Origin of the sequence: Streptomyces sp. NPDC046887 (assembly GCF_040644755.1) — a bacterium.
Lineage (GTDB): Bacteria > Actinomycetota > Actinomycetes > Streptomycetales > Streptomycetaceae > Streptomyces > Streptomyces lichenis.
This window is the reverse complement of record NZ_JBEYXH010000045.1, coordinates 1-16,826: the sequence shown is the minus strand read 5'-3', so window position 1 is coordinate 16,826 and position 16,826 is coordinate 1. Positions and strand designations below refer to the sequence as shown.

General features: G+C 74.6%; 15 protein-coding genes. 12 read left to right on the top strand and 3 right to left on the bottom strand.

Annotation, left to right across the window (positions count from 1 at the left end; genetic code table 11):
- Positions 1-5: 5 nt before the first annotated feature.
- Both ABZ945_RS29230 and ABZ945_RS29225 read left to right on the top strand, forming a co-directional pair.
- Positions 6-812, top strand: a complete 807-nt coding sequence (locus ABZ945_RS29230; protein WP_361275619.1) for a methyltransferase domain-containing protein — start codon at positions 6-8, stop codon at positions 810-812.
- 159 nt (positions 813-971) lie between these two features.
- Positions 972-2,762: a hypothetical protein gene (locus tag ABZ945_RS29225; RefSeq protein WP_361275532.1), complete on the top strand. Its 1,791-nt coding sequence runs from the start codon at positions 972-974 to the stop codon at positions 2,760-2,762.
- Positions 2,763-2,875: 113 nt separating this feature from the next.
- Here the strand turns inward: ABZ945_RS29225 and ABZ945_RS29220 are convergent, their stop codons facing one another.
- Positions 2,876-3,763 (bottom strand): hypothetical protein, encoded by an 888-nt coding sequence (locus ABZ945_RS29220; protein ID WP_361275530.1) that lies wholly within the window; start codon positions 3,761-3,763, stop codon positions 2,876-2,878.
- Positions 3,764-3,802: 39 nt separating this feature from the next.
- On the opposite strand from ABZ945_RS29220, the gene ABZ945_RS29215 reads away from it, so the two are divergent.
- The 4 genes from ABZ945_RS29215 to ilvD all read left to right on the top strand — a co-directional run bounded on the left by ABZ945_RS29215 (position 3,803) and on the right by ilvD (position 8,515).
- Entirely contained in the window at positions 3,803-4,735 is a 933-nt protein-coding gene (locus ABZ945_RS29215) for a Ppx/GppA phosphatase family protein (RefSeq protein WP_361275527.1), read from the top strand.
- A 202-nt stretch (positions 4,736-4,937) separates the two neighbouring features.
- Positions 4,938-5,765 (top strand): sugar phosphate isomerase/epimerase, encoded by an 828-nt coding sequence (locus tag ABZ945_RS29210; RefSeq protein ID WP_361275526.1) that lies wholly within the window; start codon positions 4,938-4,940, stop codon positions 5,763-5,765.
- The gene (locus ABZ945_RS29205; protein ID WP_361275523.1) at positions 5,762-6,457 is read left to right on the top strand and encodes a TetR family transcriptional regulator; all 696 of its coding nucleotides are present in this window, start codon (positions 5,762-5,764) and stop codon (positions 6,455-6,457) included. The genes ABZ945_RS29210 and ABZ945_RS29205 overlap by 4 nt, the downstream gene beginning before the upstream one ends.
- 204 nt (positions 6,458-6,661) lie before the next feature.
- Positions 6,662-8,515, top strand: coding sequence for a dihydroxy-acid dehydratase (gene ilvD / locus ABZ945_RS29200; RefSeq protein ID WP_361275520.1), 1,854 nt, complete (start codon positions 6,662-6,664; stop codon positions 8,513-8,515).
- 45 nt (positions 8,516-8,560) lie between these two features.
- On the opposite strand, the gene ABZ945_RS29195 is transcribed toward ilvD, so the two are convergent.
- A complete protein-coding gene (locus tag ABZ945_RS29195) occupies positions 8,561-10,780 on the bottom strand; it encodes a serine/threonine-protein kinase (RefSeq protein ID WP_361275517.1) in 2,220 nt (739 codons plus the stop codon).
- Between the two features lie 182 nt (positions 10,781-10,962).
- Here ABZ945_RS29195 and ABZ945_RS29190 point away from each other — a divergent pair, with 182 nt between their 5' ends.
- From ABZ945_RS29190 to proC, 6 genes are all read left to right on the top strand, one after another.
- Positions 10,963-11,277, top strand: a complete 315-nt coding sequence (locus ABZ945_RS29190) for an SH3 domain-containing protein (protein ID WP_361275515.1) — start codon at positions 10,963-10,965, stop codon at positions 11,275-11,277.
- 78 nt (positions 11,278-11,355) lie between these two features.
- A complete protein-coding gene (locus ABZ945_RS29185) occupies positions 11,356-11,898 on the top strand; it encodes a hypothetical protein (protein WP_361275512.1) in 543 nt (180 codons plus the stop codon).
- 34 nt (positions 11,899-11,932) lie between these two features.
- Complete coding sequence (locus ABZ945_RS29180) at positions 11,933-12,679, top strand: class I SAM-dependent methyltransferase (protein WP_361275509.1); 747 nt, start codon at positions 11,933-11,935, stop codon at positions 12,677-12,679.
- 77 nt (positions 12,680-12,756) lie between these two features.
- A complete protein-coding gene (locus ABZ945_RS29175) occupies positions 12,757-13,563 on the top strand; it encodes an ABC transporter ATP-binding protein (protein WP_361275507.1) in 807 nt (268 codons plus the stop codon).
- Positions 13,560-14,297: an ABC transporter permease gene (locus tag ABZ945_RS29170; protein ID WP_361275504.1), complete on the top strand. Its 738-nt coding sequence runs from the start codon at positions 13,560-13,562 to the stop codon at positions 14,295-14,297. Before ABZ945_RS29175 ends, ABZ945_RS29170 begins: the two co-directional genes overlap by 4 nt.
- Positions 14,298-14,348: 51 nt before the next feature.
- Positions 14,349-15,179 (top strand): pyrroline-5-carboxylate reductase, encoded by an 831-nt coding sequence (proC, locus tag ABZ945_RS29165; RefSeq protein WP_361275501.1) that lies wholly within the window; start codon positions 14,349-14,351, stop codon positions 15,177-15,179.
- Positions 15,180-15,253: 74 nt separating this feature from the next.
- Here the strand turns inward: proC and trpS are convergent, their stop codons facing one another.
- A complete protein-coding gene (gene trpS / locus ABZ945_RS29160; protein WP_361275616.1) occupies positions 15,254-16,309 on the bottom strand; it encodes a tryptophan--tRNA ligase in 1,056 nt (351 codons plus the stop codon).
- Positions 16,310-16,826 lie beyond the last annotated feature (517 nt).

Sequence of the window (16,826 nt, the reverse complement as noted above, 5' to 3'; positions counted from 1 at the left end):
CCCTGGTGACCGCCTTCGACCAGGCCGAGCGCCGGGCCTGGGCGGGGCGGGCCGCTGCCTACGCGGCCGGGTTCGCCAAGCTCTGCGCGTATCCGGTGCCCCGGCTGCTGGACGCCGCCGGGATCCGGCAGGGGACCGCCGTCCTCGATGTGGGCACGGGCACCGGGGCGGTCGCCGCGGCCGCGTGCGGGCGGGGAGCGGCGGTGACGGCGGTGGACACCGAGCCGAGCATGGTCGCGCTCGCCGCACGGGCGGCACCGGCGGCCGAGGTACGGATCGCCGGTCTGCCCGGACTGCCGTTCGCCGATGGGCAGTTCGACGCCGTGGTGGGCAACTTCGTCCTCAACCACGTCGGACGGCCCCGGGCGGCCCTGGCGGAGCTGCGCCGGGTGACGCGTCCGGGTGGGCGGATCGCGGTGACGGTCTGGGCGGTTCCGGCGGCCGCCGGGCAGGCGCTGCTCGGGCGGGCGGTCCAGGCGGCGGGGGTCACCCGTCCCGCCCACCTCCCCACCCTCGCCCCGGAGGACGACTTCCCGCGCACCGAGCAGGGCTTCGCCGCGCTGCTGGCCGGCGCGGGTCTGGAAGACGTCCGCTGCTCCACGCTGCGCTGGGAGCACCGAACGACCCCTGAGGAGTGGTGGAGCGGCCCGGCCGCCGGGGTAGCGACGATCGGGCAACTCATCACGGGCCGGTCGCCAGCGACCATCGAGAAGATCCGGACCCGCTTCGACGCGCTCTGCACGGAGTTCACCGGGCCGGACGGTGCGCTGGTCCTCCCGCACGCGGCGCTCCTGGCGTGCGGAAGGGCGTGAGGCCGCGGCGGTACGGGAGGGGGATGCGGAAGCCTCGGGGGGCGCACGGGCGCCGGGGCGCGAGCTTGCTGTCCCCTTTTGAGCGATAGGTTCACCCGTAAGGAGTAAAACCGCGCCAGGGGTGCCAGGGGCCCGCCCCCCGCTGCCTACGGTCACCAGGTGACGAGCAGCAGGCTGGATTCCCCGACGCACACCACCGGCGCGCACCGTGCGCCGCGCCGCGCGCCCCGGAGCGGGACGCGGACCCTGACGCAGCGTCCGCCCGCGCGGTACGAGCCGTATCTCGACGGGCTGTTCACGTACTGCCTCGCCGTACTGAGCGATCATGACGCCGCGACCGCGGTGCTCGGCGACGTACTGGCCGTCTCCGAGCGGCAGTTCGGCCGCTGCCCGACCGAGGAGCCGGAGCGCCGCGCCTGGCTGTACGCGATCGCCCGCTGGGCCTGTCTGCGCCGGCTGGCCGAGCGGCGGAGTGCGCGGCAGGGGGCGCACGCCGGGCGCACAGGAGCCCGTACGGCCCCGGTCGCTCCCGCCCCGGCGGCCACCACGGACCCCGCGCACCACTCGGGCACCCCTGGCACCACCCACCCCGCCTCCTCGGCCGCCGTCGCCGAGGAGCGCCGCCGCGAGCTGGCGCTGCTCGCCTGGCCGGAGGCGGCCGGGACCACCCCCGAGCAGCGTGAGGCGCTGGAGCTGGCCGTCCGCCACCAGCTCACCGCCCGCCAGGTGGCCACCGTCCTCGGGATCGAGCCGCCCGCCGCCCGGGAGCTGCTGGCCGCCGCGGCCTGCGAGGTGGAGCGCACCCGGGCCGCCCTCGCCGTGGTCCGCAGCGGTGCCTGCCCCTCGGTCTCCGCGCTCGCCGGGGACGACCGGGTCCTGCTCTCCGCCGCGCTCCGCAACGAGCTGGTCCGGCATGTGGACGACTGCCCGCGCTGCCGCCGCGCCGCCGAACGGGCGGGCGCCGGTGGGCCCTGGCCCGGCTCCTCGGTCACCCCGGACCGGTTGCCGCTGGTCGAGGCGGAACGCGCGGCGGCCTACGCGGCCATGCTCGACGTGCCCCGGGCCCGCGCCACCGGGCCGCGCTTTCGCCGGGACGGCTTCCCGCTCGACCCGAGGGACCAGGCGGCCCGCCGGGAGCGGCTGCGGGCCCGGGCGGTCACCACCACCGTGGTCGCCACCGTGGTGGCCGCGCCCGTGATCGCGCTCTGGGCCGCCTACCGCAGCGCCCCGCTGACCGGGGAGACCCGGGGCGGGCCACCGGTCAGCGCCGCCGACAACGAGGGGTCGGAGACCAGGGACGACGAGTCCGGAAGACCCGAGCGGTACGAGAACGCCGCCAGCGCCCGTGGCGAGTACGGCCCCGGGGGGCCCGCCACCGCGACCGAGGGGGTCGCCGTCCAGGTGCTCCAGCCCGGCACGCCCCCGCCGCCGGCCCGCCCGGGCAGCCCCGCCCCGGGCCGGGTCACCGTCGCGGCCCGCCCCCACAGCGGCGACACCACCGTGCTCACGCTCACCGCCTCCGGCGGCGCCCCGGTCGAGTGGTCGCTGTGGACGGACGCCCCCTGGCTCTACGCCGACCGCACCTCCGGCACCCTCGCCCCCGGGCAGAGCGTCACGGTGTACATCTCGGTCGACCACGAGCGCGAGCCGGCCGGCCCCTGGAGCGGGCGGGTCGGCGTGGACCCGGTGGGCGCGGTGGTCGCGATCGACGGCCACGGGGACACCGCCCCGCCCCGCCCGGGGCCGGTGCGACCGCCCCGCCCGACCCCGCCCGCGTCCACCCCGCCCCCGACGGACCCGGAGCCCACCACCCCCGCGCCGACCCCGACCCCGACCCAGCCGACCACTCCGCCGCCCTCGACGGACCCGACCCCGACCCCGACGCCCACGGACCCGTCCCCCACCCCCACCGGGACCACCCCCGGCGAGCCCCCGCCGGCCGGCGGCTGATCCGACGACCGACAACCAACGCCCGCCGCCCGCCGACAAGCCGGCAGAACCGGTTCAGCAGACCGGGGCCCGCTCTCGGCGGACCGAGGACGGGCCGATCCGGCTCGCCGGACTCAGCGGGCCGGGTCGGCCGGGTGGGGGGCCACCAAGGGCAGCTGGGAGGCGAGGCGCGCCTCGCACAGCTCCACCAGCACGTCGTAGGCCTCCTTGCCCATCAGTTCGGTCAGCTCGGGGCGGTAGGAGACGTACACCGGCTCGCCCGCGCCGTGCGCCGAGGTCGCCGAGGTGCACCACCAGTGCAGGTCATGGCCGCCGGGGCCCCAACCCCGCCGGTCGTACTCGCCGATCGACACCTGGAGGACCCGGGTGTCGTCGGGCCGGTCGATCCACTCGTAGGTACGCCGTACCGGCAGCTGCCAGCAGACGTCCGGCTTGGTCTCCAGCGGCTCCTTGCCCTCCCGCAGCGCCAGGATGTGCAGCGCGCACCCGGCGCCGGCCGCGAAGCCCGGACGGTTCTGGAAGATGCAGGAGCCCTCCCAGCGGCGGGTCTGCCGCTCGCCGTCCTCGTCCAGCTGGGTCCAGCCGCCACCGGACGTGCCCTCCTCGTGGAACTGCCACATCTCCGGTGTGAGTCGCGCCACATGACCGGCGACCCGCCGCTCGTCGTCCTCGTCGGAGAAGTGCGCGCCCAGCGTGCAGCAGCCGTCCGAGGCGCGGCCCGCCTGGATGCCCTGGCAGCCGCTGCCGAAGACGCAGTTCCAGCGGGAGGTCAGCCAGGTCAGGTCGCAGCGGAACACCTGCTCCTCGTCGGCCGGGTCGGGGAACTCCACCCAGGCGCGCGCGAAGTCGAGCCCTTGCTCGTCCTCGGCGGGCGGCACGGCCGCGGCGGGCTCGGGGACGACCACCGTCTCCCGCTTGCGCTCCCGCCCGCGCTTCGCGGCCTGGTCGGGGGTCTTCTCCGGCGCCGTCTTGTCGGACTTCGCCTTCTTCGTCTTTGGCACACATCAAGCGTATGCGCCCCGGGCAGTAGCGTTCCTGCCATGAGACTCGGAGTCCTCGACGTCGGATCGAACACCGTCCACCTGCTGGTGGTGGACGCCCACCCCGGCGCCCGCCCGCTGCCCGCGCACTCGCACAAGGCGGAACTGCGCCTGGCCGAACTGCTGGAGGCGGACGGCTCGATCGGCGCGCACGGCGTGGACCGGCTGGTGGACACCGTGCAGGACGCGGTGCGCACCGCCGAGGAGATGGGCTGCGAGCAGGTGCTGCCGTTCGCCACCTCGGCGATACGGGACGCGGCCAACGTCGACTCGGTGCTGAAGCGGGTCCGCGAGGAGACCGGCGTGGACCTCACCGTGCTGAGCGGCCCGGAGGAGGCCCGGCTGACCTTCCTCGCCGCCCGCCGCTGGTTCGGCTGGTCCTCGGGCCGGCTGCTGCTGCTCGACATCGGCGGCGGTTCGCTGGAGGTCGCCTACGGGATGGACGAGGAACCGGACGCCGCGGTGTCGCTGCCGCTGGGCGCCGGGAGGCTGACCGCAGGCTGGCTGCCGGGCGACCCGCCGGAGGCCGCCGACGTCAAGGCGCTGCGCCGCCACGTCCGGGCCGAGATCGCCCGCACGGTGGGCGAGATCACCCGCCTGGGCCGCCCCGACCATGTGGTGGCCACCTCCAAGACCTTCCGCCAGCTGGCCAGGATCGCCGGTGCCCCGGCCTCCTCGGAGGGGCTGTACGTACAGCGGGAGCTGAGCCGCGCGTCACTGAACGAGTGGGTGCCCAAGCTCACCGGGATGACCGCCGAGCAGCGCTGCACCCTGCCCGGGGTCTCCCCGCCCCGCGCCCCGCAGCTGCTGGCCGGGGCCCTGGTGGCGGAGGCGGCGATGGACCTGTACGGGGTGGAGGTGCTGGAGGTCTGCCCCTGGGCGCTGCGCGAGGGCGTCATCCTGCGCCGCCTGGACCACCTCCCGGGCGACTAGGCCCGCGGCCCCGCGCGCGTACGGACGGACCCCCGTGGTTCGGGTGGGGCGGGGCCGTCGGCGTCGCGGCCCCGCGCGCGTACGGACGGACCAGCTCGTACGCGTACGGCCCCGCCCGCCGGGCGGCGGGAACCGCATCCCCATGCCGAGGGCCGACCCGCCGCCTCCCGGCCCTCCGGCCGCGCCCCGTACGCTGTCCCTCGTGGCAGATCCTTCGGAACCCGTGGTCCGCGTCCCGGACGCGAAGGTCGCCCTGTCGACCGCCTCGGTCTACCCGGAGTCGACCGCGACCGCCTTCGAGGTGGCCGCGCGCCTCGGGTACGACGGGGTCGAGGTGATGGTGTGGACCGACCCCGTCAGCCAGGACATCGAGGCGCTGCGCCGGCTCTCCGACTACCACGGCGTCCCCGTGCTCGCCGTGCACGCCCCGTGCCTGCTGATCACCCAGCGGGTGTGGTCCACCGACCCGTGGACCAAGCTCCAGCGGGCGCAGGCCGCCGCCGAGAAGCTGGGCGCCGCCACGGTCGTGGTGCACCCGCCGTTCCGCTGGCAGCGGCAGTACGCCCGGGACTTCGTCAGCGGCATCTGGCGGATGGCGGACGAGACCGACGTCCGGTTCGCGGTCGAGAACATGTACCCCTGGCGGTACCGGGACCGCGAGATGCTGGCGTACGCGCCCGAGTGGGACGTCACCAAGGACGACTACCGCCACTTCACGGTGGACCTCTCGCACACCGCGACCGCCCGCACCGACGCCATGGAGATGGTGGCCCGGATGGGCGACCGGCTCGGCCATGTCCACCTCGCCGACGGGCGCGGCTCCGCCAAGGACGAGCACCTGGTGCCCGGGCGCGGCACCCAGCCCTGCGCCGAGCTGCTGGAGTACCTGGCCCGCTCCGGCTTCGACGGCCATGTGGTCATCGAGGTCAACACCCGGCGCGCGATGTCCGCCGCCGAGCGGGAGGCCGACCTCGCCGAGGCGCTCGCCTTCACCCGGCTCCATCTGGCCTCGGCCGCCCGCGTGCGGTGACCGACGCCCCCCGCCGGCGCGGCCGCCCCAGCAAGCGGGCGGAGGACGGCCCCGGGGCCCGGGAGCGCATCCTGGCCGCCGCCCGTGCCGAGTTCGCCGCCCGCGGCTACGACAAGACCTCGATGCGCGGGATCGCCAAGGAGGCCGGGGTGGACGCCGCCCTGGTCCACCACTACTTCGGCTCCAAGGACGAGGTCTTCGCGGCGGCGATCGAGGTCACCTTCGAGCCCGCTCTCGTCGTCTCCGCCGTGGTCGGCGCCGGTCCGGAGGGGGTGGGGGAGCGGCTGGCCCGCTTCTTCCTGGCCCTCTGGGAGGACCCGGCCGCCCGCGCCCCGCTGCTGGCGGTGCTCCGCTCGGCGATGACCAACGAGGCCGCGGCCAAGGTGCTCCGCGGCTTCCTGCTGCGCCGGCTGCTGGAGCGGGTGGCCGGCGAACTGGACGTCCCCGACCCCCGCTTCCGGGCCGAGCTGGCCGCCTCGCACATGGTCGGGATCGCGGTGCTGCGGTATGTGATCCAGGTCGAGCCGATGGCTTCCGCGGACCCGGAGCGGATCATCGCCTTGGTCGCCCCGACCCTCCAGCGCTATCTGACCGCCCCCGACCCCTCGGACCCGAAGACGGATCCCTCGGACCCGGAGACGGGGCCGGGACGGCGGACCGGGACGGAGCCGGTACGCCCGGAGGGGCCGTAGCCGTACGAGCCGGGACCCCGCCCTCGTACGAGGAAGGCGTCCTCGTACACCCGCCCCATCCCCGTACAGGCACCCGCCGTCCCCGTACCGCTCAGCGAGCACTCCGTCCCGCCATCCGGACGAGGTGTCCAGATCTTGGAGCCGGGGCGTACGCTCGAAGGAGGCTCGAAGCGAGCCGGACTCATCCACGAGGAGCGAGCGACAATGCCCGAGCTGAGGTCCCGCACTGTCACCCACGGCCGCAACATGGCGGGCGCCCGCGCCCTTATGCGCGCCTCCGGTGTACCGGGCGCGGACATCGGCCGGAAGCCCATCATCGCGGTGGCGAACAGCTTCACCGAGTTCGTCCCCGGCCACACCCACCTCCAGCCGGTCGGCCGGATCGTCTCCCAGGCGATCACCGAGGCCGGCGGCATCCCGCGTGAGTTCAACACCATCGCGGTGGACGACGGCATCGCCATGGGCCACGGCGGGATGCTCTACTCCCTGCCCTCCCGCGACCTGATCGCGGACAGCGTGGAGTACATGGTCGAGGCGCACTGCGCCGACGCCCTGATCTGCATCTCCAACTGTGACAAGATCACCCCGGGCATGCTGAACGCCGCGCTGCGCCTCAACATCCCGACCGTCTTCGTCTCCGGCGGCCCGATGGAGTCCGGCCGGGCCACCCTGGTCGACGGCACCGTCCGCACGCTCGACCTGGTCGACGCCATCTCCGACGCGGTCAACGACAAGATCTCGGACGCCGACATCCTCCGTATCGAGGAGAACGCCTGTCCGACCTGCGGTTCCTGTTCGGGCATGTTCACCGCCAACTCGATGAACTGCCTGACCGAGGCGATCGGCCTGTCCCTCCCGGGCAACGGCTCGGTGCTGGCCACCCACACCGCCCGCCGCGCGCTCTACGAGAACGCGGCCCGGACCGTGGTCGAGCTGACCGAGCGCTACTACACCGGCGGTGACGAGTCCGTGCTGCCACGGAACATCGCCACCTTCGCCGCGTTCGAGAACGCCATGGCGCTGGACATCGCGATGGGCGGCTCCACCAACACGATCCTGCACCTGCTGGCCGCTGCCCAGGAGGCCGGCGTCCCGTTCGGGCTGAACGAGATCGACGCCGTCTCCCGCCGGGTGCCCTGCCTGGCCAAGGTCGCGCCGAACGTCGCCAAGGACCGCACGTACTACATGGAGGACGTGCACCGGGCCGGCGGCATCCCCGCACTCCTCGGCGAGCTGCACCGGGCCGGGCTGCTCAACGAGGACGTGCACGCGGTGCACAGCCCCTCGCTCGCCGACTGGCTCAAGACCTGGGACGTGCGCGGGGGTTCGCCCTCCGAGGACGCCGTCGAGCTCTGGTACGCGGCCCCCGGCTGCCGCCGCTCCGCCGAGGCCTTCTCCCAGTCCGAGCGGTGGGACGACCTGGACACCGACGCCGCCGGGGGCTGCATCCGCTCCGCCGAGCACGCCTACTCCAAGGACGGCGGCCTCGCGGTGCTCAAGGGCAACCTGGCGGTCGACGGCTGCGTGGTGAAGACCGCGGGCGTGGACGAGTCGATCTGGACCTTCGAGGGCCCGGCCGTGGTCTGCGAGTCCCAGGAGGAGGCCGTGGAGAAGATCCTCAACAAGCAGATCACCCACGGCGATGTGGTGGTCATCCGCTACGAGGGCCCCAAGGGCGGCCCGGGCATGCAGGAGATGCTCTACCCGACCTCCTTCCTGAAGGGCCGGGGCCTGGGCAAGAGCTGCGCGCTGATCACCGACGGCCGGTTCTCCGGCGGCACCTCGGGCCTCTCCATCGGCCACGCCTCCCCGGAGGCGGCCGGCGGCGGCACCATCGCCCTGGTCGAGGACGGCGACCGGATCCGCATCGACATCCCGGGCCGCACGATCGAGCTGCTGGTGGACGAGGCCACCCTCGCCGCCCGCCGGGAGGCGCTGGGCGGGGTGTACGCGCCCAAGGACCGCGAGCGGAAGGTCTCGGCGGCCCTGCGCGCCTACGCGGCGATGGCCACCAGCGCCGACAAGGGCGCCGTCCGGGACGTCAGCCTGCTCGGCTGAGCCCCGTACCACCGCTGGAGCCCCGGACGTATGGCGTACCGGGGCTCACCAGCGCGCCGGATCCTTGTCGCTCTCCGCGAAGACCGAGCCGTCCGGCGCCGTCGCGTACACCGCGCCCGGGCCGATCGCCGGGGCGGGCAGCAGTGCGTTGAAGGTCCCCCGGCCGCCCTCCATCCGGGCCCCGGTCGCCCCCAGCAGCACACCCCGCCCGGCGTCCACCGCCAGCAGCCGGCCGTCCGACGCCGTCAGATAGACCCGGCCGCCCGCGACCAGCGGCCGGGACGCCCGGCTCACCCCCGTCTGCAACCGCCAGCGCTCGCCGCCGTCACCTTCCCAGGTGACCGCGACCAGGGCGCCGCCGCTCCCGATCACATACGCGCCGCCGCCCGCCGGAACCGCCTGCGCCTGGTCCACCGGCGCGGTCAGCTCCACCCGCCGCGCCCGGTGCGTCCCGGTGTCCAGCCGCACCACCGCGTCCGTGAACTGCTCGGTGTCCGTGGACAGCAGCAGCACCGCCGACCCGGAGGCCTGCGCCAGCGCCAGGTTCCCGGTCAGCCGGACGCTCCAGGCCACCGAGCCGTCCGCCGCGCCGACCGCGTACACCCGGGTGGAACGGCCGTCCGGCGCGGCCACCGCCGCGTAGACCCCGCCGCCCGGCTCCGCCGCCCACTGCGCCTCGCCCACCGGCAGCCGCTTCGACCAGCGCTGCTCGCCGGTCCGCCCGTCCAGCGCCCGCACCCGGCCGTCCGGCGCGGCCAGCAGCACCATCGCGTCGGTGTGCACCACCTTCGGATACGCCGAGGCGTCCGCGTGCCACACCTCGGTCCCGTCGTCCGGGTCCAGCGCGGCCAGCCGCCCCGTGCCCGGCTCGACCACCCGGACCAGCCCGCCGGCGAACACCGGAGCCGATTCCGGCTCGGCCGCCCCGGACGGCACCGACCAGGTGATACGCCCATCGGCCGCCTCCAGCCGGGCCGCCCGCACACCGGGGGCGGCGCAGTACAGGGCCCGGTCGGCGGCGGTGCACAGCGGCGCCCGGGTCTCCCCGCCGCCCGCGCCGAGGGAGGTCACCCAGGGCCGTACGGTCTGCCCGGCGGACCGGACCACGGCCGTGCCGGGCCGCTCCCGGCCCCCGTCATCCTCCTGGTGCGAGGCGAACGCCACCACCCCGGCGGCGGCCACCGCGAGCGCGGCCAGCGCGGCCAGGGCGGTCACCGCCCGAGCCCGGCCGCCTCCGCGTTTCGGGGCTTCGGTCGCCGGGGCGGCCACCGGGGTCCCGGTGGCCGGGCCCGTACCCGCCGCGTCCGGGGCCGTACCCGGCGGGCGCCGGACGGCCCGGGCACCCAGGTCCATGGTCCGGCCATCCAGAGGGCCGTCCACCGGGCCGCCCTCGGCAGCGTCATCACCCGTGGGGCCGGGCACCGCCTCACCCGCGCCGATCGCCCGGAACGCGTCCAGCAGCTCGTCCGGGGACGGCCGCGGCCCGGGCTCCTTCTCCAGGCACCGGCGCAGCACCGGCGCCAGCTCCTCCGGCACCCCGGCCAGCTCCGGCTCGTTGTGCACCACCTGGTAGGCGACCACATAGGGGCTGTCCGAGTCGAAGGGGCCGCGTCCGGTCGCCGCGTGCACCAGGACCGCGCCCAGGGCGAAGACATCCGCCGCCGGGCCGACCTCGCGGGGCCGCTGGAACTGCTCGGGCGCCATGAACGGCGGCGTCCCGATCAGCTTGCCGGTCTCGGTGCGCAGCTCCCCGTCGGCCTCGGCGGGCCGCGAGATCCCGAAGTCGATCACCTTCGGCCCGTCGGCGGCGAGCAGGACGTTGCTCGGCTTGAGGTCCCGGTGCACCACCCCGGCCCGATGGATGTCCCGCAGCGCCTCGGCGAGCCCTGAGCCGAGCAGCAGCAGCTCCGCCACGCCCAGCGGCCCGTTCCGCTTCACCCGTTCGGAGAGGGTCGGGCCGTCGATGAAGAGGGTGGCCATCCACGGCCGCTCGGCGTCCGGGTCGGCGTCCACGACGGACGCGGTGAACGCCCCGCTGACCCGCCGGGCGGCCGCCACCTCCTGCCGGAACCGCGCCCTGAACTCGGCCACCGCGGCGTGCTCGGCATGTACGGTCTTCACCGCGAGGCGCCGCCCCGAGCCGGTGATGGCCAGATGGACCACACCCATGCCGCCCGAGCCCAGGCAGCGCTGAAGCCGGTACTGCCCGGCGTACTGCGGATGCTCCGCTTCCGGAACAGCCCCGGTGCTGCGCAGCGGCGGCATCGCCCACCCCCGTGTGTTCGTCCGCGAGCGCGCCTCCCGGGTCCCGATCACACGTGCTCCCGACCGGACGCGCAGGCGCGACGCTCGGAGCCTAGTCGATCCTTCGTACGAAGCCGCCAGGGGTTGCTAGCCTGCGCGCACCGCGCGTGCACGGGGCACGCGCACCACGGGGGGAGGCCGTCATGGCCTTGGAAGAGATCATCGAACCGGCGCCGATCGAGCCCAGAGCGGCGGCCACGTCGTCCGGAGCTCGCCGCTACCCGGTGGCCCCGAACTGCCGGCTGAACGTCCGCAGCGGCCCGGGTACCCAGTACAGCCTGGTGCGGGTGCTGCCGGAGGGCTCCTCGGTGCCCATCAACTGCCAGCAGCCGGGGCAGACCGTCACCGGCCCGTACGGCACCTCGAACCTCTGGGACAACATCGCCAACGGCCAGTGGGTCGCCGACGCCTACGTACGGACAGGCAGCGACGGCTACGTGGCCGAGCGCTGCACCTGACGCACCGCGCCCCGGACCCGTACCACCGCCGTGTACGGGCCCGGGGCCGTTCGCCCCGCCCCGGGGATAATCGACACCGTGAGCGAGCAGACCCCCCACCGCGACCAGGCGGCCACCGAGCCCACCAACCCGGAGGGGCCCCAGCCCGAACCCCTCCGCTTCTTCGGCACCACCTGGGTCGAACACGACGGCGGCTACGGGCTGCGCCGGGCCGCGGTCGCCGTCGGCTCGCTCGCCGCGGCCGCCGCCGGGGGGTTCCTGCTCCGCTTCGCCTACCAGGGGCTCACCCTCGCCGAGGTCGGCGGCTTCGTCGGCATCCTGGTCGTCGTCATGTTCGCGGTGTGCAGCGCGATCGCGTTCCGCAAGACCTGGGAGGGCTTCACCCGGCGCCCGGCCGACCCGGCCCGCGAGGACGCCCTGCGCAGTCTGAAGCTGATCGGCTTCGTCGGCTCCCTGCTGGCCTACTTCCTGCGGTCCCTGACCGAGGCCCCCGGCGAGAAGCTGCTGCGCTCCGAGTACGAGGCCGCCCGCGCCGCCTACGAGAAGCGCCGCGCCACCCGCACCGGCAACCCGGCCGCCCGCGGCACCAAGGCCAACCGGCCCCGGAAGGGCCGCCGTTGAAGGCACCTCCGCGCATCCGGGGAGGACTCGGCAGATGACCATCTCCCGCGCCCTCTCCTTCGACACCGCCGCCGCCCGGTACGACGCGGCCCGCCCCGGCTATCCGCCTGCCCTGTTCGACGCGGTCGAGGAGCTCGCCGGCCGCCCCCTTGACCGGGCCCGGGTGCTCGACGTGGGCGCCGGGACCGGTATCGCCACCCGGCTGCTGCGCGCCCGCGGGGCCAGGGTCACCGCCGTGGAGCCGGGGCCGGGCATGGCCGGGCAGTTCCGCCGCGCCACCCCCGGTGTGCGGCTGGTCCGCGCCACCGGGGACGCCCTGCCGTTCGCCGCCGCCACCGCCGACCTGGTGACCTACGCCCAGTCCTGGCACTGGACCGACCCGGCCCGCTCGCTCCCGGAGGCCCTGCGGGTGCTCCGCCCGGGCGGCACCCTCGCCCTCTGGTGGAACACCGCCGACGCCGCCGTGGACTGGGTCGCCGCCCAGGAGGAGCGGCTCCGCCGGGACCTCGGCGGCGCGGCCCACGGCGCCCACGACCGCGAGCGCTCGCTGCCCGCCGGCATCCCGCGGACCGACCGCCGCGTCCGCTGGTCCCGCCGGGTCCCGCTGGACACCCATCTCGCCCACCTGGGCAGCCACTCCCTGCTGCTCACCGCCGAACCCGGGGCCACCCGGGCCTTCCTGGAGCGCGAGCGCGCCGAACTGCTCGCCGCCTTCCCCGACGGCACGGTCATCGAGCCGTACACCGTCCACCTCACCACCACCCGCCGCCCCACCGCCTGACGGCCCACCGCCTGACGGCCTCCCCACCCCGGCCCGGTCCCTTGACGGCGCCCTGCCCTCCGCCCCATATTCATCACATGATGAATAAACCAGGGTCGGCCACCGTCCAGCCCCCCGCCCCGGCCATCCAGGCCAAGGCCCTCACCGCCGTACGAGGCACCCGCACCGTCCTGCGCGGCCTCGGCTTCTCCGTACCGCGCGGCCGCATCACCGGGCTGCTCGGGCCCTCCGGCTGCGGCAAGTCCACCCTGCTCCGCGCCATCGTGGGCACCCAGGCCCGCACCACCGGCACCCTCACCGTCCTCGGCCGCCCGGCCGGACACCCGGCCCTGCGCGACCGCATCGGCTACGTCACCCAGGCCCCGTCCGTCTACGACGACCTCACCGTCCGCCAGAACCTGGACTACTTCGCCGCCGTCCTCCACCCCGGCCGCGCCCACCGGGCCACCCGCGCCACGGCGGTGGACCGCGCCCTGGCCGACGTGGACCTGAGCGACCGCGCCGACGCCCTGGCCGGCAACCTCTCCGGCGGCCAGCGCAGCCGGGTCTCCCTCGCCGTCGCCCTGCTCGGCACCCCCGAACTGCTGGTCCTGGACGAACCCACCGTCGGCCTGGACCCCGTGCTCCGCCGCGACCTATGGGACCTCTTCCACCGCCTCGCCGCCGACCGAGGCACCACGATCCTGGTCTCCTCCCATGTCATGGACGAGGCCGAACGCTGCCACCGCCTCCTCCTCATGCGCGACGGGCGGCTCCTCGCCGACGACACCCCCGACAACCTGCGCGGCGACCACGGCGCCCCCACCGTCGAGGCCGCCTTCCTCCACCTGGTCGACACCGCGAACACGGAGGCAGCCGCCGCCCGTACCCAGGAGCTTCGATGAACACCGCCCGCACCCTCGCCACCGCCGCCCGCGTACTGCGCCAGCTCACCCACGACCCGCGCACCATCGCCCTGATGCTGCTGGTCCCGGTCGTGCTGATCACCCTGCTCCGCTATGTCTTCGACGGCAGCCCGGCCGTGTTCGACGCCACCGGAGCCTCCCTCCTCGGCATCTTCCCCCTGGTCACCATGTTCCTGGTGACTTCCATCGCCACCCTCCGCGAACGCACCTCCGGCACTCTGGAACGCCTCTTCACCATGCCGCTCGGCAAGGGCGACCTCATCGCCGGCTACGCGCTCGCCTTCGCCGCCCTCGCCGCCGTCCAGGCCGCCCTCGCCACCGCGACCGCCCTCTGGCTCCTCGACCTCACCGTCACCGGCTCGCCCTGGCTGCTGCTCCTGGTCGCCCTGCTCGACGCCCTGCTCGGCACCGCCCTCGGACTGTTCGTCTCCGCCTTCGCGGCCTCTGAGTTCCAGGCCGTCCAGTTCATGCCGGCCGTGATCTTCCCCCAACTGCTCCTCTGCGGCCTGTTCACCCCGCGCGACCGGATGCATCCCGCCCTGGAGGCCGTCTCGAATGTGCTCCCCATGTCGTACGCCGTCGACGGCATGAACGAGGTGCTGCGCCACACCGACGCCACCGCTGACTTCCTCCGGGACGTCCTGATCGTCGCCGGCTGCGCCCTGCTCGTCCTCGCCCTCGGGGCCGCCACCCTCCGCCGCCGCACCCCCTGATGCGAGGATGACGGCGGCAAGAATCCCCACGTCGTTGAGGTGCACCCAGCCATGACCCAGACAGTCGCAGCCGCAGCCCAGACGGTGGCCGTCCTCGGCACCGGAAAGATCGGCGAGGCCCTGCTCAGCGGGATGATCCGGGCCGGCTGGCCGACCGCCCGGCTGCTGGTCACCACCCGGCGCTCCGACCGCGCCGAGGAGCTGCGCGCCCGCTACGGCGTGGAGACCGTCACCAATGACGAGGCTGCCAAGCGCGCCGACACCCTCATCCTGGCCGTCAAGCCCCAGGACATGGGCCGCCTCCTGGACGAGCTGGGCCCGCATGTGGCCGCCGACCGCCTGGTGGTCAGCGCCGCCGCCGGCATCACCACCGCCTTCATCGAGGAACGCCTCGCCGCCGGCACCCCCGTGGTCCGGGTCATGCCCAACACCCCCGTCCTGGTGGACGAGGGCATGTCCGTCATCTCCGCCGGCAGCCACGCCACCGCCGGACACCTCGCCCACACCGAGGAGATCTTCGGCGGCGTCGGCAAGACCCTGCGCGTCCCCGAGTCCCAGCAGGACGCCGCCACCGCCCTCTCCGGCTCCGGCCCCGCCTACTTCTACTTCCTGGTCGAGGCGATGACCGACGCCGGCATCCTGCTCGGCCTGCCCCGCGCCCAGGCCCACGACCTGATCGTGCAGGCCGCCATCGGCGCCGCCGTGATGCTCCGGGACAGCGGCGAGCACCCGGTCAAGCTCCGCGAGGCCGTCACCTCACCCGCCGGCACCACCATCAGCGCCATCCGCGAACTGGAGAACCACGGCGTACGAGCAGCCCTGATCGCCGCCCTGGAAGCCGCCCGCGACCGCAGCCGCGAACTCGCCGGCGGCAACGGCTGACGCGTCCCCCGCTCCCACCGCAGCGGTCCGCAGGCCAACAGAGAGCCCCCCGCGGACCGCTCCCGGCGGCCCCCTCACTCCCTCGGCAACAGGCCCACCGCCCGATACGCCCGGTCCACCACCGGCCGAGCCACCGCCCGCGCCCGCTCGGCGCCCTCCCTCAGCACCCCGTCCACATAACCGGGATCGGCCGCCAGCTCTGCGTGCCGCGCCCGCAACGGCCGCAGCAGCTCCACCACCGCCTCCGCCACATCCCGCTTCAACGCGCCATAGGACGAGTACGCCGAGGCCAGCTCCGCCGGATCCCCGCCCGCACAGGCCGCCAGCACCTCCAGCAGGTTCGCCACCCCCGGACCGGCCGCCCGGTCATAGCGGACCTCCGTCCCGCTGTCCGTCACCGCCCGCATCACCTTGCGCCGCACCACATCCGGCTCATCCAGCACGAACACCACCCCGGGCCCGGCCTCCGACCCCGACTTGCCCATCTTCGACACCGGGTCCTGCAAGTCCATCACCCGCGCCGCCACCGGCGGCCTGGTCGCCCTCGGCACCGTGAAGGTGTGCCCGTACCGCTGGTTGAACCGCACCGCCAGGTCCCGGGTCAGCTCCACATGCTGGGTCTGGTCCTCACCTACCGGCACCTCGTCCGTCTCGTACGCCAGGATGTCCGCCGCCATCAGCACCGGATACGTCAGCAGAGACAGCCGTACGCTCTCCCCGGCCGCCCGCTCCCCGGCTGCCTTCTCCTTGTACTGGACCATCCGCCGCAGCTCCCCGTCGGTGGCGGTGCACTCCAGCAGATACGAGAGCCGGGTGTGCTCGTCCACCTGGCTCTGTACGAAGAGGGTGCACCGCTCCGGGTCCAGCCCCGCCGCCAGCAGCACCGTGGCCGCCTGCCGGCTGAGCCTGCGCACCCGGGCGGGGTCGTGCTCGACGGTCAGCGCGTGCAGATCCACCACACAGAACAGCGCCTCCGTCCGGTACTGGTCCCTCTCGACCCACCCCCGCACCGCCCCCAGGTGGTTGCCCAGCGTCAGATGCCCCGTCGGCTTCACCCCGCTGAACGTGCGCCCGCCCCTGCGCCCCGAGCCCGGCGCCACCCCTGCCCCTGACTCCACCACTCGCTCCATCGCTCGCGTCATCCCGCTCCCACTCCGTTCCGGTCGGAGCCGCCGCACCCGGCGGGCCCGGCCCCGAGGTGGGGATACGCGAACGGCCGCCGAGGCGGCGGCCGTTGTGTGCGTACATGTGCAGGCGGCCGCCGTCAGGCGGCCCACCACAGCTGGATACACGTACGCGAGGTCATACGCCCCAGCGTATGGCGGCAGGCCCGGGGTTGACAGCTGTTTTTCCGGTCCGTAGTGTGCTCCGAGTTGTCCGACGTGAGCGCCGACCCAGGTTGGTCCCCGGACGACCATCCCGCAGGAACCACACCAGCTGAACGACTTCTGTCGTGCCGCTTTTCGTGCGCCTTTGCGGAATGAGGAATCCGCGTTCGAAAGGACGCAGCCCCGATTAGCGTCGGAGCCACGGAATCCGCTAAAGTCTCACTCGCCGGAAGGGCCGCAGGGCCCGGATGGCAATCCCACTCCGACTGGGAATCAGGCCCGAAAGGATCTGATAGAGTCGGAACCGCCGGAAAGGGAA

Excerpts from the sequence above, each read along its gene's own strand:
- ABZ945_RS29215 (WP_361275527.1), top strand. The coding sequence starts at position 3,803 with ATGAGACTCGGAGTCCTCGACGTCGGATCGAACACCGTCCACCTGCTG.
- ilvD (WP_361275520.1), top strand. The coding sequence starts at position 6,662 with ATGCCCGAGCTGAGGTCCCGCACTGTCACCCACGGCCGCAACATGGCG.
- ABZ945_RS29195 (WP_361275517.1), bottom strand. The coding sequence starts at position 10,780 with ATGCCGCCGCTGCGCAGCACCGGGGCTGTTCCGGAAGCGGAGCATCCG.
- ABZ945_RS29190 (WP_361275515.1), top strand. The coding sequence starts at position 10,963 with ATGGCCTTGGAAGAGATCATCGAACCGGCGCCGATCGAGCCCAGAGCG.
- ABZ945_RS29180 (WP_361275509.1), top strand. The coding sequence starts at position 11,933 with ATGACCATCTCCCGCGCCCTCTCCTTCGACACCGCCGCCGCCCGGTAC.
- ABZ945_RS29175 (WP_361275507.1), top strand. The coding sequence starts at position 12,757 with ATGATGAATAAACCAGGGTCGGCCACCGTCCAGCCCCCCGCCCCGGCC.
- ABZ945_RS29170 (WP_361275504.1), top strand. The coding sequence starts at position 13,560 with ATGAACACCGCCCGCACCCTCGCCACCGCCGCCCGCGTACTGCGCCAG.
- proC (WP_361275501.1), top strand. The coding sequence starts at position 14,349 with ATGACCCAGACAGTCGCAGCCGCAGCCCAGACGGTGGCCGTCCTCGGC.
- trpS (WP_361275616.1), bottom strand. The coding sequence starts at position 16,309 with ATGGAGCGAGTGGTGGAGTCAGGGGCAGGGGTGGCGCCGGGCTCGGGG.